Consider the following 23,496-nt stretch of genomic DNA (forward strand, 5'->3'; position numbering starts at 1 on the left):
AACTAAAACTTATACCCAAATTCAGCTACAAGATAATTTCTATTTTGTGCCACATTGTTTTTAAAAAAACTCTTACCGCTATTATCAACATATTTGATAGCAAGATCTATTTTTTTATTTACATTTAAAGTTGTCTTTATAACACGACTGCGTCTAAAATTACTTACATCAGTCTGAGCAATTTTTAGATGAACAGGAAAAACATCTAAGAAAAAAAGATTTTTTTTTGTAAGTTTAACATTTGTTACCTTATCGCCATATACGTACCCAGTTTGATAAATTTTTGCACCATTGCTAGTTTCTTCCCTATAATCATAGTCAAAAAATAAATCTTTATGTAATTTAGCCTGGAACACGAATCCTAAATGAGAATTGTCATTTTGTGTGGACACATTTTTATCGTGGTGAGTAATTTTTGCATAAGGCATTAGTACAAGATTTTTTTTTTTAATTATCAAGCCTAGTCTTTGATCAAATTCAAAATTCTGCTCTGTTCCATCGTTAACTGTATCGTCATAATTAATAATGTGATTAACACTGCGGATAGCAAAATTTTTATTAAGCAAATATGTAAAATGCGAATCAATTACCAAACCTGGCCTAGTATTGTTATAATTGGTTCCTCCATCACTGATTAACGTTGTAAAATATCTAATTTTACCTTCAGGATAAAATTTTTTAGTTTCCGCATGCAGTGTTGAATAAAAAAAAAAGATTATAAGGAAAATGAAAATTTTTTTACAAGAATGCATTGCAAGAAGTGTAAATGTTATTTGTTACCAAATATACAATTATTAGATAAAATTGATTGCAGATTTCTTAATTCTTTTAGTTTTGAAATAAATTTTTTTGATGTATTAATAAAGTATAGCAATCGCACAATAAAATAAGATTAATAGCATTACTATTCCAACTCCCCCTATTATGTGTGCCATAATCCAAGACTAACAAATCCCAAATCAGGTATATTAGGATGGGTTTTATGGGTCAATTATCTTTAATTCCAGTTCCCTGTTGTGAGTGGCTAGTGGTGCCCATATCAGGTTTGAATTAGAATGGTTTACCTGCTTTAATTGTAAATTCATTTTCGAAGTCTTTATTATTTTTAATTAATCGTCTTATTGAAGTAGAAAGATACCAACTATCAATTAGATTTAAATCGAAACCAAGCTCCAATTTTATAGAATTAGAATAGTCCTCTTTTACAGTATAACTATATTCAGTGTTAGGATCAGATATATAAGATGCTTTAACCTTTGAATTAGGAGTTAAATTTTCAAAAAATTCAACTCTTCCATATGGTAAAAAATAACCTTTCTTAATTCTTTTTTTATATTTTGTTAAAGCACCAATTGAAATAGATTTATTTTTTAAATTTTGTTCTTCAAATTTTAATGCTTGAATATTGCCTATCTCTGAAAAACTTTCTAATTTAGATAAACCATAATCAGCTCTACCAAATAATAATGATGTAAAGTTATCTTTATCCATTATCTTATTGAATTTAATTGAAGTAAAATATTGCTTAACACCTCTATTTCCATTTAATTTATTAGAAGTATTGGCTTGCTCAATTCTTGTAAGATCATTATCAATATATCCATAGCCAACTAAACCATCAATAAAGGTAGATTTATTATTATGCCAACTTGAATATATTGTTGCACTTTTTGCATTAGATTTAATTTGAGTGCCTAATTGTCCTACATCAGTATCCTGATCTTCTAGTCTAATGGCTATACCAAAAAGAGTATTTTTCTTTATTATCTTATCCATTCCAAGAGTTAAAGCATCTGAGTCGAACTCTTGATTTACCTTACCTGATTTAATCTTAATTTTACCCTTTTTAAAATATCCTGAGCTCCAAAATTTCCATTTTCGAGGTACCATTCCAAATTCATTTTTTAAATATTTTGAAAGAGGTAATTCGTTTATAAATTTTTCAATATTCTTATTTGATAGCTTTTGTTCTTTGCTAACATTACCTTTTAAAAGATAAGCATCTAATAATTTTGCATATGGGTAGGTATCTTTGTTTGTTATATCAATATCTATACCTAGATCTTGAAATTTAATATTGTCATTTTTTTTTGTGGTTCGATACCACTCCATTCTCTCTAAAACAGAATTTGTTGAACCATAAATAAATCTTTTTGCACTTTCTGATTGTCCTTCAACTATCCCAACCAATTCTTTATCATCAAAAACATCAAATGGATTATCAGTAGCTTCTGTAGATGTTATGGATATTGATGCTGCTCCAAAAACTGTAGCAGTACCTCCCATGCCACCATACTCAATGATATATTTGGTAACCTTATTATTGTCGTTTATCATTTCTCCAACAAAATCATTCCACTTACCAAATTTAACATCAGTTGGATCACCATAAACGTGCATATAATCTTCTTGCCATCCCTCGCTTGCTCTATGTGAATTTGGCTCACCAGAAACCCAATTTAGATAACTTTGTTCTGAACAGCCACTGATTACAGCACCTGTTCCTCCGCTTGCATTTTGACAAGTGTAAGTTTGACCAGCTTCAGGTCCATCCATCCACTTCCATGTTTTTTCAGTTTCACTATCAGATCCCCCAGTCCACGCATTTGCTGAAATTTTTTCTTTTACCCAGGTATTTTCTTGTGCAGAAGTAATAGTTACTAAATAGCCAGTAAGTCCATTAAATTTTTGCGCATCACTTTTAGCACCTGTTCTTGCATTAGGCCAAGTAACGGCATCGTCATCATTACCGACAACTCTATAATAATGACCATTAACAGGATTGTAAGAGGCGCCTGTTGGTGTTGCAGAAACCGAAATAGTTGCACTAGAAGTGCTTCCATCACCTTTAAAAGAAAGTGTAGCTAATGCATTATTAACTTCTGCTTGAGTTCCTTCAAAACCAATCTCTGATCTATCGTTATCTGCACAATCCTCAGGTTCAGAGCTTGAATTATCAGCCGTATAACCACAGAATCCATTAATTTGTTCAAGGCCTGCAAACGTTATTATTTTTACAAAACCAGCTGTTGCCGTAATTGTAACAAGTACATCTGTAGAAAAACCACTTATAGAAGGAGTAGTTCCAGTATCAGAAAGTAAAACAAAATCTGAAGTATTGGTTGTTAAAGTTGAAGGAAAAGTGAAGCTTGCAGAGTAAACTGTTTTAGTACTAAAAAAAAAATCAAAAAAAAGGTAGTAAAAATAAATTTCATAATTTTTTTTAAATCAGCTAAAATTTATTTGAAACTTCTATATTTGCACCATAGTCAGGAATTTCACTCATCAGAGTGTAATTAGATCCAACAGTAATATCAAACCCATTTACCTTATTGGTTAATGATAAGCTGGTAGTGTTAAAATTATTTACATCAAAGACAAATTTCATTTCATCAATCGGAACATAACCTGCAGATAAATAAATTTCATTACTGTGACTTTTAGCAGATTGAAATCTTTCAAAATTTCCAACCAATGACCATCCTGATATGGAAGTGACATCAAAACCATAACCAATTCTAAAATTACCTTTAGGGTTATTGTCTACTTTATAATTGTAAACTGTACTTTGACTATTTAGATAATAAAATTCTGCATCTGATGAAGGACTTAGATCAGCAATAAACTCAAATCGCCCATGATGATTAATAATTTCATCTTCTTGCTTATCAGTATCAGTTTTATCTAAAAGGATACCAAGTGTTACTAATGCAGATTTAATATTTTGATCCTTATAGAGTAATGCGTCTGTTAAACTGTTTGCTACAGTTGATTTTTCACTAAAAGCTTTAAGCTTTGTGTACCCTAAATCTAATTTGATGCCATGATTGAGATTTATATCTTCATCAACTACTCTTTTTCCAAAATTAAATGATCCAAAGATCTGCTGCCCTTCTCGGTTACCCTTTAAAGTGTTACCAAAAGTAACTCTTTTTTGGTCTATATCTAGTAAACTAACTCCAATTAATGCATCAGTAAAAACGTCATTATCTCTTAGTTTAGTGCCATATAACGCCAAACTATAAGCATCTGTGTCTAATTTGCTTCCTTTATATCCAATATCAACATTATCGCTGCCATACTGGAAAACGTATCCATACATAGCGTCTCTATCATCTTCTTTAATTCTATCAGCACCAATTGAGATACCATAACTATGAAAATCTCTTGATGATGAATTTAAAGATTTATTTTCTCCCACACTAACTCTACCTTCGCTCCACTGAAACCAATCATCACTATCATAACTTCTATCAATTTCTTTTTTTGAGTTTTTAAGAGCACTAACTAATTTTGATATTTTTTTATCTGTAAAATTAATTTCTGCATTAAGATTTGATAAATTGTCTTTATTTTTATGTCTTCTTAACCACTCAATTCGATGAAAGATTGGAAGAGTGTTATTTTTAATTATACGTTTTGATAATTCAACATTAGCTTCAATGGTTGCTTTAATATCTTTATCATTAATGGGATCACAAGTGATTGTGCCAGCACAAGCTAAGCTATATTCATAAACCACATTATCATCTGAGTCAGACCCATCATCTCCAGTTACATATAGTTTCGTAAAGTTAGCTGTAAATTTAAATCCTCTCATCTGAACAGTTTGTGAGCTAATTGAATAACTGGTTACATGAGTAATTGTGCTTATATCCCATGCAGTAGGTAATTTATACTTGTTAATATCATCACTGCCACTTCCACCCAGATACATTATAGTTCCATCTGAATTAAATTGTATATTTCTCATGTCAGATTCTTGATCTCCAAAACTATTTGAACACACATTATTTGTTGCACTCGAAACATCCCATGCTGTAGTTAAATCATATTGACTAACAACTTCAGCACCTTCTTGAGAGACAAACATACGAGTTCCATCAGGTTTAAAAGCTAAGGCTCTTGCTTGAACATTGGTACTACAATCTCCAGCTTCATTTATAATTTTTCTTGTGGCGTAACTGATTGTACTTGTGTCCCAAGCGGTTGAAAGATTAAACTGTTCTACACCCACATTATCTGACTCACTTCGGATAACATACATTACTTTTCCATCGGGCTTAAATTCTATTGCATGAGGTTTGTCAAAATTACCTCCCTCACCTACTAGAGCATCCTCAGAAATTTTGGTAGCAGTACTAATATCAAATGCAGAACTTAAAGAATATTGTATGACTGTAGGATTTGTTTCGTCAGCAGTAACATACATTCTTGAGCCATCTGGATTAAAAGTTATTCCTCTAAGATGGTCAGTGTCTGAGGAAATATCTTTTGATTGCTTAAATTCTAAAAAAGCAAAAGAATTGGAACAGAAAAAAAATATATAAAATATTGAAATAAGAAATATTTTTTTCATTTTGCTAGTGAATAACTTGGGATTAATTTCTTAAATTATATATTACTATTCATTGAATTCTGGAATGACCGACCTATTCTGGGTCTAATAATTTTAGCTTATTTGCTATAAAAATTGAGGACTATTGAGAGGTTGAAGGTTAAAGATTTAGACTTTGATAAAATTAAATATCTAATATTTTATTTAAGAATACTAAATGGGTCTTGAAAACAATCAATCTCATCTAAAGTTTCAAAAAAAATTTCATTTAAAGATGAAGAGTGGATTGTTTGGCACTCTTTGTAACTTTCCTCTTCCTTTAAAGATGAATTATTTTTTACTAAAGAATTTATGTGTTCACCAGGTGTATAACCTGTTGTTTTTTTAATTCCATAGGATGTGGCTGCAGAAGCGCCTGCTAGAATAGGACTGCCTGTTTTGGCCATAGTATATGCTGGGCCCACAATTGAACTGTATTGAGCACAACCATTTAAAACTATAAAAATAATAATAAAAAAAATATTTTTCTTCATATATTCAGGCACCTTTACATACTCTATTTATATTTGTCTTATTTTTCATTTGGTTGCTTATTCATTTTTTATTTTGTAAGTTCTGTATTTTTAATATCTAAAGCCAAACAAGTAATATCATCTCTTAATTTTTCTGCTCCCCAATTAAGTTCTGTTGTAATAGAATCTACTATATTTTGAGGATTAATTATTTCTAAGTTTCTTACTATTCTTTCAACTCCTTCTACTCCAAGTTCTTGACCATTCCTTAAATAACCTTCTGTTACACCGTCAGTATAAACTAAAAATGTTTTTTCTTTTAAATTAGTAGCTTTTGATTTTACCATAGACTCTGAAGAATATTTTATAATTCCTATTGGTGGTATTTCAGATTTCATAAATTCAAAATTTTTTTCTTTATCAAAAACCATAATACTTTCATGACCCGCATTCACAAAGATCGCTTCTCCAGTTTCTATATTAAATTTTCCAAATACAGCTGTCATAAACATCCCTTTAAACTTTGCTTCAACTAGTTCATTATTTACTGTAAATACAACTTTTTCTAATGGATATGATAAATTAGAAATTGTTCTAAATATTGAAGCTGCTTTAGCCATGTACATACCAGCTGTAATACCTTTTCCTGATACATCTGCTAATATGAAAAAATATTCATTTTCACCTACATTAACTACATCAAAAAAATCTCCAGAGACATCTCTTGCTGGAACGTTTTTTGCATAAAGAAAATTTTTAAACTTTGATATGTCTGGAAATAGACTTTTTTGTACATCTCCAGCAAGCTCTCTTTCTCTTAGTAACTTTGCCTCTTTTTGCAAATTTACTATCGCAATTTGATTTTCTTCTATAAATCTAAAATAAAGTCCAGTTAAGAAAGTAATTGTGAGCATGAATATAGGATAGCTAATATCTACAAGTTGGGATTTAAATAAAAAAGCACTAAGACCAATTATAATTACTACAGCTAAACTTCCAAAGAATATTAATAAACTATATTTGGGTTTGGTATGTTGGGAGAGAAAAAAAACAACACCCGCGACTACAATTGAAAATAGCAATTCAAATATATAAGTGTTTGGATTTCGAATAAGATAAGATTGATCTAAAATATTTTCAATTATGTTTCCATGCACTTCAACTCCTGGAATTGTATTTCCTAAAGGAGTTTTTACTAGATCAAACAGGCCCTGTGCTGATGCACCAATTAAAACATACTTATCTTTAAATCTTGATGGATCAAATTTACCCTCAAAAACTGAGCTTGCAGAAATATACTGGTTTTTTAATGACTCTTTATATCTAATCCAAATAATTCCATTCGGATCTGAGTAAATTTTATGAGGTCTTGAGCTTATTCTGTTAATGCCTGCCTCATTCATTTCTACATACAAATTCTTTTGGTTTGACCCTACACGGATCATTTCAAGTGCCATTGTTGGATATAACTGATTTTTCAAACGAACAATCAATGGAAGTGATCTGATAATACCATCGGTTTGATCTAAAAAAGAAATAGAGCCTAATCCTTTTGTACTGTTTTCTAATTTTTCAAGTGATCCTATAGAGTGAGGAAAAGAATAAGTGAACTCATTAGGATCTCCTCCTTTTGTAAGAAATTTTGCTTTTGGTGATCTATTATATGTTCCATGAGAGGAAACGTTGCTACCAAGCACTGCTGTAACTGATTTTGATTTTTCTAGCTGCTCTCTAAATATTTCATCAGGTCCTTTAATATTTTGCAAACGCGCAACGTCGTCTGGTATTAAATTATAAGCACTAATTATTTCTTCAGGAGATTGTTTATCTTTCTCTGTAAAAAAAATATCAAAGCCTATAGCTTTCGGGTTTGTCGCATTAACATTTTCCACAATTTTTGCAAAAATAGATCTATTCCAAGGAAATTGGCCAAACTTACCTAAACTTTTTTCATCTATATCTATTATAATAACTTCAGAAGTTTGCTTATTTAATGGAAAAATTTTTTGATAAACATCAAAACTCAAATAAGAAATTGATTTTATAAAACTTGGATTAATTGTTTTTAAAAAAACTAAAAAAAATAATAAAATTAAAAATATTGTATAGTTCTTATATTTATTAAATAAAAGTTTCATATTTATTTTTTATGATTAAAAAATACGACTTAAGTTAATCATTGCTTCATCAATAGTATTTGGTTTCAATACATTTTGATTATTTAATTTAAAATCAATTTCAAAATCGTTAATATTTTTGCTTATCTTATATTCCGATCCTAGATTATCTGAGCCTGCTACTTTAAAAGCATAATTGGTTTTTTTGTTTGGCAAGTATCCAATTGTAATAATGATGTTATCTGTATATCCAGACCCTAAAGCTTGATTACGCTCATATATTAAAAAAATACTTAAGTTATCAGGCAAAATTATATCTATACCCACTTCACCATTTACATTATGTAAAGCCCCTGAATATAATTTTTCATTAAACTCTAAGGTTTGATCTGAAGCATAAGTATATTTAAAATTAGAGGAACGGATTAAATCAGCCATATATTCTAATTTACCATGTCTTTTTATGGCACATGTTTTAGCTAAGTCTAAGCAAAAAGTAGTATTATTTGATAAATCATCCACTACTCCCATCGCTGTTCTTAGTTTTAATGTTTGTATGTTTTGATCTTCAACTTTAATTGCACCAATACCAGACTCTGTATATCCATCTAATATAGTGTGCCCAATATCAGCTTGAAAAGAAGGAGTTAAAATAAAGTTATCTTTTTTAATTTCATCTTTTATTTTAGAAGTTGCATATATTTGTCTACCCTCTCTACTAGCTTTTATATGTTTGCCGTCTAAAACAGTTAGAATATCATACTTTAATTTGCCAAAACCAATAACGATATCCTCAGATTTTGTGTCATTTTCTAGCGGGGTAGTAGAATAATAAGTGAGGTTGAATGTATCAGTATCTATATTACTTTCTCCCATTCCAACATCAACGTTGTTATTACCAAGTCTAAATGCCAATCCTTTTATTCCATTATTATCAGTAAATTTATCAGCTCCAAGGGTAATTGCTTCAGTGCCAATTTTTTTAAATGAAGAAATATTTGTGTCTCCTACTCTTCCAACTGCAATACTTCCTTCGCTCCAATAAAAGATATCTTGTTGTTTATCTTCTGTCTTTTTTTCAACAGATGCTTGGTGTGCAGTTATTTTGTCTGGGATTTTATTCAACCAAGAATTTAACAGTGGATTGTCTGATTTAAAGACTGTGGTAAAATTATTTGAGTTCTTACTATTCATATCTTCTTTATTAATAGTTATAGACTGACCACCTTCTACTTTTTCATTAACTGAAAGTATTCTATCTGGAAGTTTTTTAATCCAATAATTTAATAATGGGTTATCAAGTTGAGTGGCAGTATTAAAATTAAAATCGATATTAAGATTTGTTAAATTTTGATTATCTTTATTTCTTCTTATCCATTGTAAACGGTTTAAAGCACTTTTAGTTGAATGATCAATGGTTCTTTTAGCAATCATTATTTGTGCTTCTGCAATTCCAGTTCTGACACTATTTTCTGTAACTGGAGGACATTTTCCTGCAATAATATTGAAAGGACAAACTAAATCATATTCCATTATTTGATCATCGTCGTCCGCGTTTGGGTCATTGGAATCTCTTCCTATATATAGTTTTAAACCACTTGCACTAAATGCAACTCCTCGAGGCTCTTTATTAGCGGGACTTATTCCCGAAAAAAGATTTAATCCACCATCTATGGTAAAAGATGATGTGTCATAAGCCTTATCAAGTGAAATTTGAACTATACCTGCATTCGCATTATTATGACTAATTATAAAAATTCTTTTTCCATTTGCACTAAATCTCATTCCAGCTGGGTTTGTTGTACCATTTATTGTAGGGGGTAGCTCAATCCCTGCAGTGGTTACTATTGATAATGTTGATACATCATAAGGAGTTGAAAGGTTATATTCATACAATCTAGCACCTACAGCAGCATTGGCAGCATCAAAAAAAGTTAAAAATAGTTTAGTACCATCATCATTAATTTCTAAAGATTGAACTCTATGTTTGGCATTATTTGTGGTGTGATCAAAATCTCCAGCATTACTTCCATTCGTTAAAGCTGTAGTATCTAGAGCTTCTTCTTTTGTAGCTAATGCGCAAGTTGAAACATCATAAGGTGAGGTTAAATCAAATCCATAAACCCTGTCCCCACCCGTATCAGTGGCACCTGGACTTCTTAATACTATGAAAAACTTCATTCCATCACTACTGAAATCTAAGTCATAAATTTGATACTGATTACCTGTATGAGTACCAGTTAATTCACATCGTTCAGGATCTCCTGTAAAAACTTTTGTGGAGATATCATAAGGTGTAGATAAATTATATTCTTGTATATAATGAGGATTCCCGTATCCATTGCTCGGTTGAGAATAAGATATAAACATTTTAGTTCCATCATTGTTAAACTCGATACCAGCTACAATACCACTGCTTGACGCAGGAAGATCCTCTGTTTGATTGTGAGTAACCATAGCTCCAAATGAACTGGAGATTGGAATTATGAGAAAAAAAATAATTAAAATTCTTTTAAATAAAAACATAAAATTTTATTAGTAGATGGAAAGGCTTATTTCTTACGTTTTCTTTTGTTCTTTGCTTTTTGCTTTTTCTTAGCTATTTTTTTCTTTGTTATTTTTTTTGCTTTTTTCTTTATAACTTTTTTCTTTTTAACTTTTTTCTTTACTACTTTTTTCTTTTTAGTCTTACTTTTTTTCACTGCTTTTTTCTTTTTAGTCTTACCTTTTTTCTTCACAGCTTTTTTATTTTTCTTTTTATCTTTTTTCTTCACAGCTTTTTTATTTTTCTTTTTATCTTTTTTCTTCACTGCTTTTTTATTTTTCTTTTTATTTTTTTTATTCACTTCCTTTTTATTTTTCTTTTTATCTTTTTTATTCACTTCCTTTTTATTTTTACTTTTATCTTTTTTTTCGACCACTATTTTGTCTTCTGTTTCAATAACTTTTTCTTCAACAATGTTTTCAGGTTGTGCTATGTCTGAAACCTCTTCTTCATTTGTTGTTAGTAAAACAATTCTCTTTTCTTCATCTTTTTTAATATTTTCTTTAATTAATATTTTTATTTCTTCTTTATCAAAACCCTGAGCTTTAAGTTCTTGTCTGATTTTTTTTCTAGTAGCTTTTCTTTCTTCTTTTGTGGCTCCATCAAGTTTTGTAAGTCTAGCTACTTTCATTCTTTTTTTAAATTTTTTCAGTTGGTTTTTTGTTATTTGTTTTGCTTTTCCTGGTGCGCTACCTTTAACCATACTTGCCACACTGTAAGGATTGCTCAATAGTGTTTGACCTAAATTATTTCCAACAAGAACTGCCCCAGGCCTTAAACCCAATGTATTATTTTTTCCAGGACCTATTAATAAAGTATCTGTTTTTTGATTTGATACTATGGTTTGAAACTCTGTTCCTCTTGAGCCTAAAGTTCCTTCAGGAACGTTAACTGTTAGGCTGTCTGGATTCTTTTTACTTATTAAACCTGAAATTATTTTTAAACTTCCTTTTTTAACATTAGCTACAATTTTTCCATCATTTGTTGTTGGATCGTATATAAAGGTGTCCATTACAACTTCTGAGTCTGATCCAATAGTAAATGTTGATTGATCTAATAGTAAAATTTGTGTGCCTGAATCAATTCCAGCATAAATCGTTTCGTTTAAATAAATTTTATCTCCAGCCTTAAGTTCTCTTGTGCCAGCTTTAGCTGTTCCAGATATTGCACCTACAATTCCAACTAATTGTTTATCAATATCAATTTTTTCTTCTGCCTGGGTGATATTGAATACAAAAAATAATGCTATAATTGTTGATACAATTTTTTTCATTCCCTTAAAGTAGCATTTTTGACAACTTTTTCAGCTTGGCTTGACCCATATTAGGTGAAGGTTTCTAATTTTTAATAAGAAAAAGTGGCTTATATGTAGTCTAAAATCAGTTTTTATTTTGGTTATTTATTTAAGTGGAATGATTTTGATAAACTAACTGCGAACGAATCTGAAATATAATCATAATTAATTATATTGGCTTCAGAGATGATTTTTTCGTATGAAAAGTTCACAAATAAACTTTTATCTGGATCGATTGAGGGAAAAAAATCTCCGAGTGCTTTGGTCAACATCAAATCAAAAGTATTTGTTACATCCGATCTTATTAGGTTTGAGTTTATGCTTGTGTCTACATTTTTGTAATCATTAAAACTCAATGCATCCCCTACCGAAATATAAGCCCAGGGAAAAGCAAAATTTAATCTGAAACTCAAATCATAAGTTTCAAAGTCGTTTGTCCCCTCTTTTGCTTCTGAAATGCTATATCCTAAACCTGTTGATGATGAAATTATTTCATTAAACAAATAATCGTGTCCAAGTGAAACTCCATGCCCTTTAGCATTTGTTTCATTTGCAGTTGTATCACTACTATTTCTATTATTTTTAGAATCTGAAAAAGAATAACCATAGCTAAATGAATTTTTTTCTCCTACAGAAAAAAATCCCCCTATTCCTTGCATTAAAGAAAAACTATCTGCATCGTCTTGATAATCAGTTTTGCTTATCATCAAATATGGACTTAAACTTTGGTTACCTAAAGATGTATCCAAAGCAAGAGTTAAACCGTAACTTTCAAAATCATCTGCAGTTTCTTCTCTTTGATCTGAGTTTGTGAAACTAGTATTTATCATTAATGATGAAGTTTCCCCTAAAGATCGAGTTGCTGTTAATCCTAAGCCCTCACTATACGTTTTATCATACTTTGCACTGTTAAATCCAATGACTTCATCAGCACTACTTTGTAATCTTGTTTTTGAAACACTATTAACATTTTGATTGAAAACACCACCAAGGGATACATCTGCATAAAAATTCCATAGCTTAGGAGCTCCCCTTTCTTTAAGTGTAGTTTCAATTTGATTTATTGTTTCAACATCTTCTGGTGTTAAATCCTCACTAGTTTTAATGTCTTCAATTATAGTTAAAGCTTTATTGGGCGAGTCTGCTTGGACTAAAACTGAAAGCAGATATAGTTTTATTTCAACATTATCTGGATAAATCATATTTAATCTTTCCAAGGTTGCGATAGTTTGTTTATAATTTCCAATTTTTCCTTGTTGTTGTGCGTACTTTAAATTTAAATCTAAATCATTTGGTTTTTGTAAAATTTGTAAATAAGTAATATTTTTTTCTGAAGAACCTGGAAGTAAAATTTCTTCTCCATCAACTATGATTTTAGAGGCGCTAGTATCTGCGGCCATTACGGTGCTCATTGTTTCTAGAAATAAGCTAATTAAAAAAAAAGAAAATAAAACTAATGAAATTCCACTTGTTTCTGTTTTTTTTTTAATCATTTTTAGTCCAGATAAGATAAAAAAAATATGGAATGGTTGCAGGAACTATGCCAAACCAAAACCATTCATCCCATCTAAAACTTTTATCAGATCCTAAGTTGCTAAGTCCATTCCACCAAGTTAGGTAACCAATAGCTATTATCCAAACTAAACTAATAGTTGCTGATATTTTTTCTTTTTTAGAAAGATTGATGGGAAATAATTTTTTAGTAGGTTCATTCATTTTTATTAAAATATTTTATCAATTTAAATTACTTGCCCGTCCAAGTTCCGTTAGCAGTCATTGTTAATGTTTTGTCGCCATTGGTTGCTGTCACAATATAGCTTGTCCCATCTTTAGCTATACACATGTCATAACCAGCTTCTTTTGTAATTACATCTCCCCCACCAAACAGTGCGTCTTCAATTTCTATTGAAGTATTACCAGTTGAAGGTGGCACACCAATATCTGGTGAGCAGCTATCGCCTTCACTTCCTGTAAAATATTCACTGTTATCTGAATAATATTCTGTTTGTGCTAAGGATATTTGCTGCATAACATTTTCTGCAGACTTTTGTTTTGTTCCTGAAACATAGCCGTTGTAACTAACAATACCTACTGCTGAAAGAATTCCTATGATTGCTACAACCACTAAAAGCTCAATTAAACTAAAACCTGAGCTTTTAGTGATCATAATTTTTAGATCTTGGTTTTATTCACCAACTTCAATTGTGTTTACAACTGTGTTTGCTGGTTCACCCTCAGCTGTTGCTGCACAATCGTTTTGAAAACAAGTTGTAATTGTTAATTCATCACCATCAGCTTCCAAGTTAACAAAACCCATGTCCACTTTTGCAGCATATGCTATTTCATCGTCTCTTACAGCATCAGAATTTGTGTCATATGGATTTTTAAAATCTGCCAAAGCTAATTTAGCAGCAGCAATCACCATAGCACCAGTTCGACCTGAACATGTAAGGTTATCGCTCATTGCTTTATCCTCACCAATATTACATTTTTGATCCTCTGCAGCTATGTATTTTACAACAGATGCATGATTGGATTTAGCAGATGATTTTTTTGCGCCCGCAGTATAACCGTTATAAGCAACTGTACCAACTGCTGCTAAAATTCCTATAATTGCTACAACCACTAGCAATTCTATTAATGTAAAACCTTTATTATTTTTTTTCATATATAATTTCCTTTAATTAATTTTTACTCTTTTTAATTCAGTCAATAATAACCTCTTAATCTAAGAAAATAGCCGGTCATGCACCCATAATGGGTATATTTTCTTGATTTATGTGGTAAAAAATTGATGTTATCACCTTTTAAAATATGACTTATAAAATTAGCGAAAATGCCAACATCAGTACCGTTTTTCTAGATGGAGAAATAGACATGGATGTAACTGAGAAAGCCAAAGAAATTATTTTCCCTTTAGTTGAAGCGGGCAAAGAAGTTCATATTAATTTAAAAGATGTTTCCTATATGGATTCATCAGGAATTTCTGTTCTTATTGAGAGCCATCAAAAAGCATTAGAAAAAGGTACGAAAGTAATTATAAAAGAAATTAGTAAATCTGTCTTAAAGGTAATCATGATGGCAAAGTTAGAACAGATATTAAATCTAGAGTAATGACATTATCAGAATCAAAAGACTTTGTAGTACATAGTTCCAATCTTAAAGAAGTTAGAATATTTTCAAGAGAGGTTTTTAAAAAAATAAATTTGCCTCAAGAGCAAAAAGATGAATTAGTTTTAGCAATTGCAGAAGCTGCTCAAAATATAGTCAAGCACGCTTATAAAGATGTAGAAGAAACCAATGATAAAATGCAAATTAAAATTTCATTTAAAGATAATCAATTAGAAATAGGATTCTTTGATAAAGGAAAACCTGTCATACCTGAAAATATTCAGCACCGAAAATTAGATGATATCAAGCCCGGAGGGTTAGGTACTTTTTTTATTAAACAAATTATGGATGAGGCTATTTTTAAAAAAAACCAAAAAGGTTGGGTTAACCATCTTGTTTTAACAAAAACAATCTAACCAATTAATGCTCCAACATTAAATATTGGTGCATACATCGCAATCATTAATCCACCAATCATAATTCCCATAAAAACAATCATGATCGGTTCGATTAAAGTAGACATATTATCTACCGCTGTATCAAACTCTTCTTCATAATAATTTGCAACAGAAGTAAACATTTCATCTAAACTTCCTGTTTGCTCACCAACGGAAATAAGTTGACTAAACGTTGGTGGAAATAAAGGTTCTTTTAAAAAAAGTTTTGTAAGTGTATCTCCAGAGAAAACTCCCTTTTTAACATTCTCTAAAGCTAAAGTAACACAATCATTATTACTAACAGATTTAGCAATATCTATACTTTCTAATAAATTTACACCTGCAGCACTTAAATTACCCATGATCAATGAAATTCTTGCTAATAAAGATTTTTTAATCATATCTCCAAAAATTGGTAATTTTAAAATTTTTGCATGCCATTTATATCGAAACGCTGCATTCTTAGATACGGTATATCTAAAGGCAATAATAGTTCCTGAGATAATAAGAAAAGTCATCAATCCACCCGTACCTCTCATAAAATCACTAGCGGCCAAAATACCTGCTGTTGCTCCAGGTAACGCAATTCCCATTCCGTCATACATTTTTGCAAAAACAGGAACGACCTTAATTAACATGAATACCATAACCGTAATTGCTACGGTAAACATCACCATTGGGTACATTAAAGCACCTTTAATTTTTTTCTTAATTCTTTCTTTTTTTTCTAATGACTCAACTAGTTTTAATAAAAACACATCTAATTTACCACTAGCCTCTCCAGCTTTAATTAAATTTACATAAATATTGTCAAAAATTTTTGGATAACTTTCAAAACATTTTGATAAAGTTGTTCCTCCTTCAAGCTTTTTCTTAATTTCTGCAACAATCTCTTTAAGCGAAGGATTTTCAAGTTGACTGGCCAACATATCCAATACTTGAAGAATGGGTAAACCTGCTTTTACCATTGTTGCAAACTGTTTTGAAAAAATTACAATATCTTGAGGTTTAATTTTTTGCTTAAAAAAAGAGGATCCTTCACCTTTTTTCTTAGTTTTTTTATCTTTTTTTTTTAGATCTTACTAAATTAGTAATAATTAATTTTTGCTCTTTTAATTTGTGAGAAGCTTCATCTTGATTTAAGGCTTCTATTTCTCCTTCTACGTATTTACCTGCTGAAATACCCTTATATGTATAAAATTCCATTAATTATAATTATGAACTTGATAAAACACGTTCAAATTCTCTAAAATTAAGATCTCCAGAAGCAATCATTCTTTTACCCATTTCTTGCATGGTTTGAAAACCTTCTTTAATAGCAATTGCTTTTAACTCAGGTGTTGTTGCTTTTTTTAATATTGCTTCTTTAATAGGTTTTGTAACATTTAATATTTCATAAATTCCCATTCTTCCTTTGTAGCCAGAATTTTTACATTTTGGACAACCTTTGCCTTTAATTGCTTTAACTCTAGAAGCAAGTTCAGGAGTAAAACCAATATCAGTTAACACTTTCGGATTTACATCATCATCTGGCACTCTACAGTCAGTACAAGTTTTTCTTGCTAGTCTTTGAGCTAAAACAAGAGAACACGCAGCACTTATTAAATAATCTGGAGTACCCATATTTTGTAATCTTGTAATTGTACTTGGTGCATCATTAGTGTGCAGAGTACTAAACACTAGGTGTCCTGTAAGAGCTGCCTTTAAACCTATGTCAACCGTTTCCTTATCTCGCATTTCTCCTATTAAAATAATTTCAGGATCTTGACGCAAAAAAGATCTTAAAGCTGTGGAAAAACTATAACCAATATCATCTTTAATTTGAACTTGAGCCACTCCATCTAATTCATACTCAACTGGATCTTCGGCTGTTAAAATATTTAAATGAGGTTTGCTCACTTCTTTTAAAATACTATAAAGTGTAGTTGTTTTACCCGAGCCCGTAGGTCCTGTAACAAGTATTAGACCTTGTGTGCTGTGAATATTTTTTCTTAAAATTTTTAAATCAGTTTCATCAAAATTTAATTGTTCAAGTGTAATATCTCCTGCATCTTTATTTAAAACACGCATTACAATTCTCTCGTTATTTGCAGTTGGTAAAATTGATAAACGTAAATCAACCACCTTTCCTTCTATCTTAAAATTAATTGCTCCATCTTGTGGTAGTCTTCTTTCAGCAATATCCAATTTTCCCATTATTTTAAAACGAGTTACTACAGCTCCATAATTGTCATGTAAAAATTCTGTATAATGGTCTTGTACTGAAAGCATTCCATCTAATCTGTAACGAACTCTTGAATTAAATCGATAAGGTTCAATATGAATATCACTCACTCCTAATTTAATTGCTTCTGCTACAACAGCGGTACTGAATTTTATAACTTCAGATTCATTTTCTAATGCTTCAATATCTTCTTCTGGAGCTTTATCTAGAACTTCTCCAACATCACCTAATTCAGAGTCAAATGTTTTTATTTTTTCTCTATTATCTTTATTTTCTTTCCTAATTGTTGCTGTAGTTACATCCCCACTTTCACTAAGAAGTTTTTCAATAAATTCAGAAATTTGAGATACTTTAGCCGCATGTAATTCTATATTTTTTTTTGTTATGGCTTTTAAATTTCTCATTAAACCAAGTTTAGAACTATCTGGTATTGCAATATGAAGTGTTTTGCCGTCAACTTTAAATGGTGCAACAAAATTCATATTTATATAATTAGAAGGAAGTACAGCTTTGATATCTTCAGTAATATTAACTTTTGATAAGTCTACTACTTCAAGATTTTGTTCCTTAACAAGTACATCTAAAATCTTATCTTCATCTGTAAGTTTAAGTTCAAAGACAGCATCAATTTGAGATTTGTTGCCCTCGCTACTTACCTTTTTAATATTTGGTAAATCTTTACCCGATATAATGTCATGATCGATTAAAACATTAATAAGATTAATCTCACTTTCTCTGCTGATTTTAAGCATTTTATAATATCCTTGGTGCTATAAATATTAACAATTCATCGAGTTTGTCTGATTTACTTTTGCCTTTGAATAGATTTCCTAGAACTGGTAAATTTCCAACACCTGGTGTTTGTGATTTGCTACTAAATACTTTATTCTTCTTAATTCCACCAATAACAACAATATCTCCATCTGCCACTAAAAGCTTTGTTGAAATTTCCATTTTATTTATTGATGGTTCACCAGCATTTGCTCTATTTACAGTGTTATTGTTGACCATAATTTCTAATAGTACGTTACCATCTCCAATAATACTCGGTGTAACTGTTAATTTTAATGCTGCTTCTTTAAATGAAGTATCTGCTCCCTCAGACCCAGTAGCTTGATAAGATATTTCCTCTCCTTGTGTGATTGTTGCAACTTGATTATCTAAAGTAAAAACTTTTGGATTGGATATAGTTTTACCTTTGCCCAACACTTCTAAAGCTGTAATTTCTGCTTTCAATACTGCTGATCCAGTTTGTCTTAAAATACCTATGCCACTTGTTGCACCAACTGCAGCAAAATCTGTTAAAGCATCAGACGCACTTCCTATGGCTGCTGAAGACTGACCAGTTCCTGTTGAGGTAATACTGCTTGCACCTGTGCCACCTATTTTTTTACCCTTTCTTGAATATGCTCCACCTAACCTAGTTCCTAATGCTTGTTCAAAAGATGAGTCTGCCTCTACGATAAATGCTTCAATTAAAACTTGTTTAGTTCTTACATCAATTTCTTTAATAACTTTATCAACTACATCTAAGTCTTTTTCTTTTCCTCTAACGATTATGGATCTTGTAGTCGTTTCTTCTGTTATTTGAATTGGAGAATAAGAAGAGTCTCCCACTGAAGTAAATAGTTCAGTTATAGTTTTTTTAGCTTGTGCAGGACTAATATAATAAAGTCTAAAAATTTCTGAGAGAATTGGCTCAACTGAATCCTCAAGTTCCACTTTTTTCTTAACAGCCGCAGCTCTTGTTGATTTATAAGTTTCTTGTCCAGTTAAAGTTGATGGAGTGTGTACTCTTATAAGATTGCTTGCCACATCAATATCAGCTGCAAAATTCTTCATATCTAACAAAGCATTGAATGCTTTATCCCATGGAACATCAACTAATTCTGCTGAAATAGCTCCCGCAACTTCATCGCCTACTAATATATTAATTTCTCCAATTTTACCCATTAAATTCATGGCTTCATTGTAATCTAAGTTTTTAAAATTAAGAGTTACCGATTGTTTTAAAAGTTTAAACTCGTCAGGTATAAGCAAGTAATTTCGTGTTTTCTGAGATGATATTTTTTTTCTTTTTTCTAATAAATCTATATTCTCAAATTTAGGTTTAGGTCCCATTTCAACTGTTTTATCAATTTCAATTGTTCCAGATTTTTTAATATCCTCTTTTATTAAAGGGGTATTATGTTTAAATGTCTTCGATTTCCCAAGTTGGCCAGAAGCACAGCCAGTTAAACTGAGTACTAAAAAAGAAAACAAAACAAATATTTTTATTAATCTAAAATTCATCAGTTTCCTTTATTTTATTTTTAAAATTAATTGTCATATAGGTACCATCTGCCTTTTGAAATACCGCTTCATTCAGTGTCATATCAACTAACTTTACTCCATCACTTAATTCTTCTTGTAATTGCAGAGTTATAATTTCACCTGAAGCATTAACTAAAGAAACATAACTCTCAATAGAGCCTGAAATAACTCCAACAAGTTTAAAATTATATAAACTCATTTCTTCACGTTCCCCAGTTTGATCTGTTGAAATTATACTTGTTCCACTTCCACTTCCTAAAGAAGAGTTTCCAGCAAAAGGGTCATTTAAAGGTAATGGTTCCTCAGTATTTTTTCCCACATCGTGACTATCGGCTATTACATTGTTTGGAGTAATGCTCATAAAAAGCAACACCAGAAATAAGGTTATAGTTTTAAAAAAAATCATTTGCTAATCCTACAATAGTTAAAGTTCCATCAACTTTTATTGTGCCAGCTGAAGTTCCTTGCACAACTTTTATTGATTCTTCGTCAAAATTAAGCATTTTCTTTGACAGAGATATTTGTCTCTTAAATTTAATATAGCCTAAAAAATTACCTGTAATTTCAAAATCCACAGGAATTTTATAATAAGCTATATTTTTTACACTTTTCTTTTTGGTCGTCTTTTTCTTTTTCTTTTTCTTTTTCTTTTTATCTAAAATATCTGATCTACTAATGGCTTCTGGTTTTTTCTTTTCTATTTTTGAAATAACCAAACCATTTTGTCCTGCAAATTCACTTAGGGTTTGATAAAGCCCTTCAACTTCTGCTCTGGAATGAAATAATGTAGAATATTTTTCATAATCAGGTTCTAGTTTTTTTATCTTACTTTTGTTTGCTTTTATTTTTTTAGTGAATTCGATTATTTCATTTTGTTTAACAATCATATCATCTAGTTTAATTTTTTTTGAATTTACAATTGGATTTAAAATAGAATAATAAATAATTAGAAAAAAAATAATTGCTCCGAAAGCAATTCCACTTTTTATAAGAGTCTTTTCGTCAGTAAAAGTTAAAACTTTTGCTTTTAAATCTTCTATTTTTAAATTATTTAAGTCCATCTTTTTTATCCTTTTTTAATTTTAACGAAAATTTTAAAACCTTTGCTAGCTTGTCCTGTTTTATTGGAACTATTTGGTAGTTGCATTGAAGTTAACGATGCTTGTTGAATTAAATTTTTACTACTTAAATTGCCAATTAATCTTAAAATATCTTGATCACTAGCAGCAACACCTTGAATTATAACTTGGCTTTTCCCATTGTAGACTACAGACTCAAATTTTACTCTATTAGGAACACTCGATGCTATTTGTGCTAAAACTCTATAACTAATTTCTTTATTTGATTTTAAACTTTTACTTAATTTTAAAGTTTTTGTAATTAAACCCAACTCTTTAGTGCTTTTTGTTTTTTCTTTTGTTTTAACAACGTGCATTGAAAGAACATTTTCATAATTATTTAATTTTTTGTTATAAGAATGAATATTCCAAAAAGATAATGTGAAAAGTATTAAATAAATCCCTATTACTCCTCCTACTACCCCTTTAAATGCAAAATTTGAAACAGCTTTTATTTTCTTTTCTTTAATTAAACTTTTTCTATTTGGCAATAGATTGATATTTTTGACTGCAGTTACAAATTTGTAATACCCAAAGACGTCTAATTTTCTAAAAGCAAGCCCAATAACTGTTGATAAATAGGATCGATTTTTTAAAGTAATAGCTTGATTTAATTGTTGTGGAACTTTCAAACCATCTAGTGGATCAAATAACTTAAACCCTACGTTAATTAAATCTTTTCTAAAAATTCCTAAAAAAATATCTACGTTTGGTAGATCTGAAACTACTTTTATATTTCTAATTCTTTTTTCATATTTTGTTTCAAAGTCTTGTATCGCTTGTTTTACTTGTGTAATAAACCTTCTACTTAAAGCTTCTCTTTCTTCATGATTTTCTGACTCTAGTAAAACTTTTCTATCCTGACCTCTTAAAAAAATATCAGTTATAATTGGGTTATTATTATATAAAATCATTACATAATTTTCATCTAAACCAAATTCTAATACAGCTGTTAAATTAGCATCTTCTGTACTTCTAGAAATTTGATTAATTTGATCGACTGCTGATTTTAATGCAAAACATTTAACATCAATAATTACTGGATTAAGACCACTATTTTTAATTATGGATGTATAATTATTTATGTCAGACAATTTTGATGCAACAAATAAAATATCCATCGTATTTTCTTTTTGATTTCTATTTATTACTTGATGAAAAATAGAATAATCATCTAGGTTGTCAGTTAGTTGAACCAAGTTTTCCCAAAGTGAATTAGTATCAATTGCTTTTGCTAATTCTTCTTCAGTCATTAATGGAGCTGTTACTACACGGATAATCGCACTCGTTACTGGAATTGCAATTGCAGCATTTGTTGTTACAATTTTTGCTTTTTGTAAAGCTATCGTTAATTCATTACTTACATGATCAGCATTTTCTAAAACAGAAGTTTCATCAGGTAAAACAATAGGATGTATAAAAAATTTATCAAGAACCCACTGATTTTCTTTATTGGTTGAAATTTGAGCTAACCTTATTTCTGTATTGTTAAGTTCTATGCCTAAAATTTCTTCGCCTTGTGCAGACTTTTTTCCAAGTCGTGCTTTAAAAAAACTTTCAACCTTTCCTACAAAATTATTTTTTCCTAGTGCAGAAATTTTTTTCGTTAAATCTTTTTTTTCAAAACTTATTTTTTTTAATCTAATACTTTTAAATTTTTCAAGAATACTTAAATTTATTTTTGACTCTGAAACTTCTTTATTCTCAACTAGAGCAGTAACATTTTGTGAAGCTGTTACAGGTTTTGTTTGTTCTGATAATACAGATGGTTGTTCATTTATTTCCTCTATTGTTTCTTGATGAACCCGTTCTTCCTTTTTGCTTTCTGCATGAATATCATCAAACCATTTTTCCAATATTGGTATAGCCCCTTCAAGGTTAGGTGTTCCTGATGAAGAAATTTTTTGTTTTCCATCAACATAAAGTCTGCCAACAAAGTTTTTTGATTTTAGTTCACCTTTATATTTATCTTGCCTGATATATATGTGTAACCTGCCATCTTTTTTGTGAATTACCTCGTGGTCGTTACTTTCTTCAATTTTGGGTTGTGTTTCCTCTTGGTTTTCAGCTAACGTCGCAGATGGATTAACATCAACAGAACTAGATTCACCCTGTGATTGATTCTCATCAGTCTTGGTGTTTTCACTAATCTTTTCGTTATTATTGATAATGTCTTTATTGTCTTCGTCCATAATTATTATATTAAAATTTTTTCTCTAACACCAAACTTACGAATCTCTAACACAAAATAGTAATGTAATCATAAGTTGTGGACCTAAAGTGGGTGGCGCATCAAAATTTCAAAAAAATTGAAAAAATTAATCCTTTTTAAAATTTTAATAATTAAATTGAATCGCAGGTGATGAAAATAAAATGTTTAATTTATTGAAATCAAAAATGGTAAAATTATCAATTTAAAATTGAGAGTATAAAAAATAAGAGGAAATATTTAATTTTATTATAAATTCGCAATTTTTCCTTAAATAA

Annotated in this window: 20 protein-coding genes; 2 read left to right on the plus strand and 18 right to left on the minus strand. The window is 30.1% G+C overall.

Translation table 11 applies throughout. From position 1 onward, the window contains the following. Nucleotides 1-2: 2 nt before the first annotated feature. The 11 genes from AC5YGA_RS05110 to AC5YGA_RS05160 form a co-directional block, all read right to left on the minus strand. The gene (locus AC5YGA_RS05110) at nt 3-752 is read right to left on the minus strand and encodes a hypothetical protein (protein ID WP_496169981.1); all 750 of its coding nucleotides are present in this window, start codon (nt 750-752) and stop codon (nt 3-5) included. 298 nt (nt 753-1,050) lie between these two features. Continuing rightward, nucleotides 1,051-2,556 (minus strand): autotransporter outer membrane beta-barrel domain-containing protein, encoded by a 1,506-nt coding sequence (locus AC5YGA_RS05115; RefSeq protein ID WP_496169982.1) that lies wholly within the window; start codon nt 2,554-2,556, stop codon nt 1,051-1,053. 676 nt (nt 2,557-3,232) lie between these two features. Beyond that, nucleotides 3,233-5,359 carry an autotransporter domain-containing protein gene (locus AC5YGA_RS05120; RefSeq protein WP_415308052.1) on the minus strand — a complete coding sequence of 709 codons (2,127 nt, stop codon included), beginning with the start codon at nt 5,357-5,359 and terminating at the stop codon, nt 3,233-3,235. Between the two features lie 179 nt (nt 5,360-5,538). Beyond that, complete coding sequence (locus AC5YGA_RS05125; protein ID WP_415308053.1) at nt 5,539-5,871, minus strand: hypothetical protein; 333 nt, start codon at nt 5,869-5,871, stop codon at nt 5,539-5,541. Nucleotides 5,872-5,939: 68 nt separating this feature from the next. Next, nucleotides 5,940-7,988 (minus strand): CHASE2 domain-containing protein, encoded by a 2,049-nt coding sequence (locus AC5YGA_RS05130; protein ID WP_415308054.1) that lies wholly within the window; start codon nt 7,986-7,988, stop codon nt 5,940-5,942. Nucleotides 7,989-8,003: 15 nt separating this feature from the next. Next, a complete protein-coding gene (locus AC5YGA_RS05135; RefSeq protein ID WP_415308055.1) occupies nt 8,004-10,493 on the minus strand; it encodes an autotransporter domain-containing protein in 2,490 nt (829 codons plus the stop codon). Between the two features lie 26 nt (nt 10,494-10,519). Then, nucleotides 10,520-11,785 (minus strand): FecR family protein, encoded by a 1,266-nt coding sequence (locus tag AC5YGA_RS05140; RefSeq protein WP_415308056.1) that lies wholly within the window; start codon nt 11,783-11,785, stop codon nt 10,520-10,522. Nucleotides 11,786-11,907: 122 nt separating this feature from the next. Beyond that, nucleotides 11,908-13,299, minus strand: coding sequence for a tetratricopeptide repeat protein (locus AC5YGA_RS05145; protein WP_415308057.1), 1,392 nt, complete (start codon nt 13,297-13,299; stop codon nt 11,908-11,910). Further along, a complete protein-coding gene (locus AC5YGA_RS05150) occupies nt 13,292-13,522 on the minus strand; it encodes a hypothetical protein (protein WP_415308058.1) in 231 nt (76 codons plus the stop codon). Before AC5YGA_RS05150 ends, AC5YGA_RS05145 begins: the two co-directional genes overlap by 8 nt. 28 nt (nt 13,523-13,550) lie before the next feature. Continuing rightward, the gene (locus AC5YGA_RS05155) at nt 13,551-13,973 is read right to left on the minus strand and encodes a type IV pilin protein (protein ID WP_415308059.1); all 423 of its coding nucleotides are present in this window, start codon (nt 13,971-13,973) and stop codon (nt 13,551-13,553) included. 18 nt (nt 13,974-13,991) lie between these two features. Continuing rightward, on the minus strand, nt 13,992-14,474 hold the full coding sequence (locus AC5YGA_RS05160) for a pilin (protein WP_415308060.1): 483 nt from the start codon (nt 14,472-14,474) through the stop codon (nt 13,992-13,994). Between the two features lie 146 nt (nt 14,475-14,620). Between AC5YGA_RS05160 and AC5YGA_RS05165 the strand changes: the two genes are divergently transcribed. Both AC5YGA_RS05165 and AC5YGA_RS05170 read left to right on the plus strand, forming a co-directional pair. After that, on the plus strand, nt 14,621-14,920 hold the full coding sequence (locus AC5YGA_RS05165) for an STAS domain-containing protein (protein ID WP_415308061.1): 300 nt from the start codon (nt 14,621-14,623) through the stop codon (nt 14,918-14,920). After that, the gene (locus AC5YGA_RS05170; RefSeq protein WP_415308062.1) at nt 14,920-15,333 is read left to right on the plus strand and encodes an ATP-binding protein; all 414 of its coding nucleotides are present in this window, start codon (nt 14,920-14,922) and stop codon (nt 15,331-15,333) included. Before AC5YGA_RS05165 ends, AC5YGA_RS05170 begins: the two co-directional genes overlap by 1 nt. Here AC5YGA_RS05170 and AC5YGA_RS05175 read toward each other — a convergent pair. The 7 genes from AC5YGA_RS05175 to pilM form a co-directional block, all read right to left on the minus strand. Continuing rightward, the gene (locus AC5YGA_RS05175; protein ID WP_415308063.1) at nt 15,330-16,322 is read right to left on the minus strand and encodes a type II secretion system F family protein; all 993 of its coding nucleotides are present in this window, start codon (nt 16,320-16,322) and stop codon (nt 15,330-15,332) included. The genes AC5YGA_RS05170 and AC5YGA_RS05175 overlap by 4 nt on opposite strands. 91 nt (nt 16,323-16,413) lie before the next feature. After that, nucleotides 16,414-16,560 (minus strand): hypothetical protein, encoded by a 147-nt coding sequence (locus tag AC5YGA_RS05180; protein ID WP_496169983.1) that lies wholly within the window; start codon nt 16,558-16,560, stop codon nt 16,414-16,416. 9 nt (nt 16,561-16,569) lie between these two features. Continuing rightward, nucleotides 16,570-18,330 (minus strand): GspE/PulE family protein, encoded by a 1,761-nt coding sequence (locus AC5YGA_RS05185; RefSeq protein ID WP_415308065.1) that lies wholly within the window; start codon nt 18,328-18,330, stop codon nt 16,570-16,572. A gap of 1 nt (nt 18,331) precedes the next feature. Then, complete coding sequence (pilQ, locus tag AC5YGA_RS05190; protein WP_415308066.1) at nt 18,332-19,870, minus strand: type IV pilus secretin PilQ; 1,539 nt, start codon at nt 19,868-19,870, stop codon at nt 18,332-18,334. Continuing rightward, a complete protein-coding gene (locus tag AC5YGA_RS05195) occupies nt 19,860-20,252 on the minus strand; it encodes a hypothetical protein (RefSeq protein WP_415308067.1) in 393 nt (130 codons plus the stop codon). The genes pilQ and AC5YGA_RS05195 overlap by 11 nt, the downstream gene beginning before the upstream one ends. Nucleotides 20,253-20,283: 31 nt before the next feature. Beyond that, a complete protein-coding gene (locus tag AC5YGA_RS05200; protein ID WP_415308068.1) occupies nt 20,284-20,952 on the minus strand; it encodes a pilus assembly protein PilO in 669 nt (222 codons plus the stop codon). Between the two features lie 5 nt (nt 20,953-20,957). After that, a complete protein-coding gene (pilM, locus tag AC5YGA_RS05205; RefSeq protein WP_415308069.1) occupies nt 20,958-23,201 on the minus strand; it encodes a pilus assembly protein PilM in 2,244 nt (747 codons plus the stop codon). Nucleotides 23,202-23,496: the final 295 nt, after the last annotated feature.

It is taken from the genome of Candidatus Pelagibacter sp. uisw_091 (genome assembly GCF_059512525.1).

Excerpts from the sequence above, each read along its gene's own strand:
- AC5YGA_RS05185 (WP_415308065.1), bottom strand. The coding sequence starts at position 18,330 with ATGCTTAAAATCAGCAGAGAAAGTGAGATTAATCTTATTAATGTTTTA.
- AC5YGA_RS05155 (WP_415308059.1), bottom strand. The coding sequence starts at position 13,973 with ATGATCACTAAAAGCTCAGGTTTTAGTTTAATTGAGCTTTTAGTGGTT.
- AC5YGA_RS05120 (WP_415308052.1), bottom strand. The coding sequence starts at position 5,359 with ATGAAAAAAATATTTCTTATTTCAATATTTTATATATTTTTTTTCTGT.
- AC5YGA_RS05150 (WP_415308058.1), bottom strand. The coding sequence starts at position 13,522 with ATGAATGAACCTACTAAAAAATTATTTCCCATCAATCTTTCTAAAAAA.
- pilM (WP_415308069.1), bottom strand. The coding sequence starts at position 23,201 with ATGGACGAAGACAATAAAGACATTATCAATAATAACGAAAAGATTAGT.
- AC5YGA_RS05125 (WP_415308053.1), bottom strand. The coding sequence starts at position 5,871 with ATGAAGAAAAATATTTTTTTTATTATTATTTTTATAGTTTTAAATGGT.
- AC5YGA_RS05160 (WP_415308060.1), bottom strand. The coding sequence starts at position 14,474 with ATGAAAAAAAATAATAAAGGTTTTACATTAATAGAATTGCTAGTGGTT.
- AC5YGA_RS05170 (WP_415308062.1), top strand. The coding sequence starts at position 14,920 with ATGACATTATCAGAATCAAAAGACTTTGTAGTACATAGTTCCAATCTT.
- AC5YGA_RS05180 (WP_496169983.1), bottom strand. The coding sequence starts at position 16,560 with ATGGAATTTTATACATATAAGGGTATTTCAGCAGGTAAATACGTAGAA.
- AC5YGA_RS05165 (WP_415308061.1), top strand. The coding sequence starts at position 14,621 with ATGACTTATAAAATTAGCGAAAATGCCAACATCAGTACCGTTTTTCTA.
- AC5YGA_RS05195 (WP_415308067.1), bottom strand. The coding sequence starts at position 20,252 with ATGAGCATTACTCCAAACAATGTAATAGCCGATAGTCACGATGTGGGA.
- AC5YGA_RS05175 (WP_415308063.1), bottom strand. The coding sequence starts at position 16,322 with ATGGTAAAAGCAGGTTTACCCATTCTTCAAGTATTGGATATGTTGGCC.
- AC5YGA_RS05110 (WP_496169981.1), bottom strand. The coding sequence starts at position 752 with ATGCATTCTTGTAAAAAAATTTTCATTTTCCTTATAATCTTTTTTTTT.
- pilQ (WP_415308066.1), bottom strand. The coding sequence starts at position 19,870 with ATGAATTTTAGATTAATAAAAATATTTGTTTTGTTTTCTTTTTTAGTA.
- AC5YGA_RS05145 (WP_415308057.1), bottom strand. The coding sequence starts at position 13,299 with ATGATTAAAAAAAAAACAGAAACAAGTGGAATTTCATTAGTTTTATTT.
- AC5YGA_RS05200 (WP_415308068.1), bottom strand. The coding sequence starts at position 20,952 with ATGGACTTAAATAATTTAAAAATAGAAGATTTAAAAGCAAAAGTTTTA.
- AC5YGA_RS05115 (WP_496169982.1), bottom strand. The coding sequence starts at position 2,556 with ATGGATGGACCTGAAGCTGGTCAAACTTACACTTGTCAAAATGCAAGC.
- AC5YGA_RS05130 (WP_415308054.1), bottom strand. The coding sequence starts at position 7,988 with ATGAAACTTTTATTTAATAAATATAAGAACTATACAATATTTTTAATT.
- AC5YGA_RS05135 (WP_415308055.1), bottom strand. The coding sequence starts at position 10,493 with ATGTTTTTATTTAAAAGAATTTTAATTATTTTTTTTCTCATAATTCCA.
- AC5YGA_RS05140 (WP_415308056.1), bottom strand. The coding sequence starts at position 11,785 with ATGAAAAAAATTGTATCAACAATTATAGCATTATTTTTTGTATTCAAT.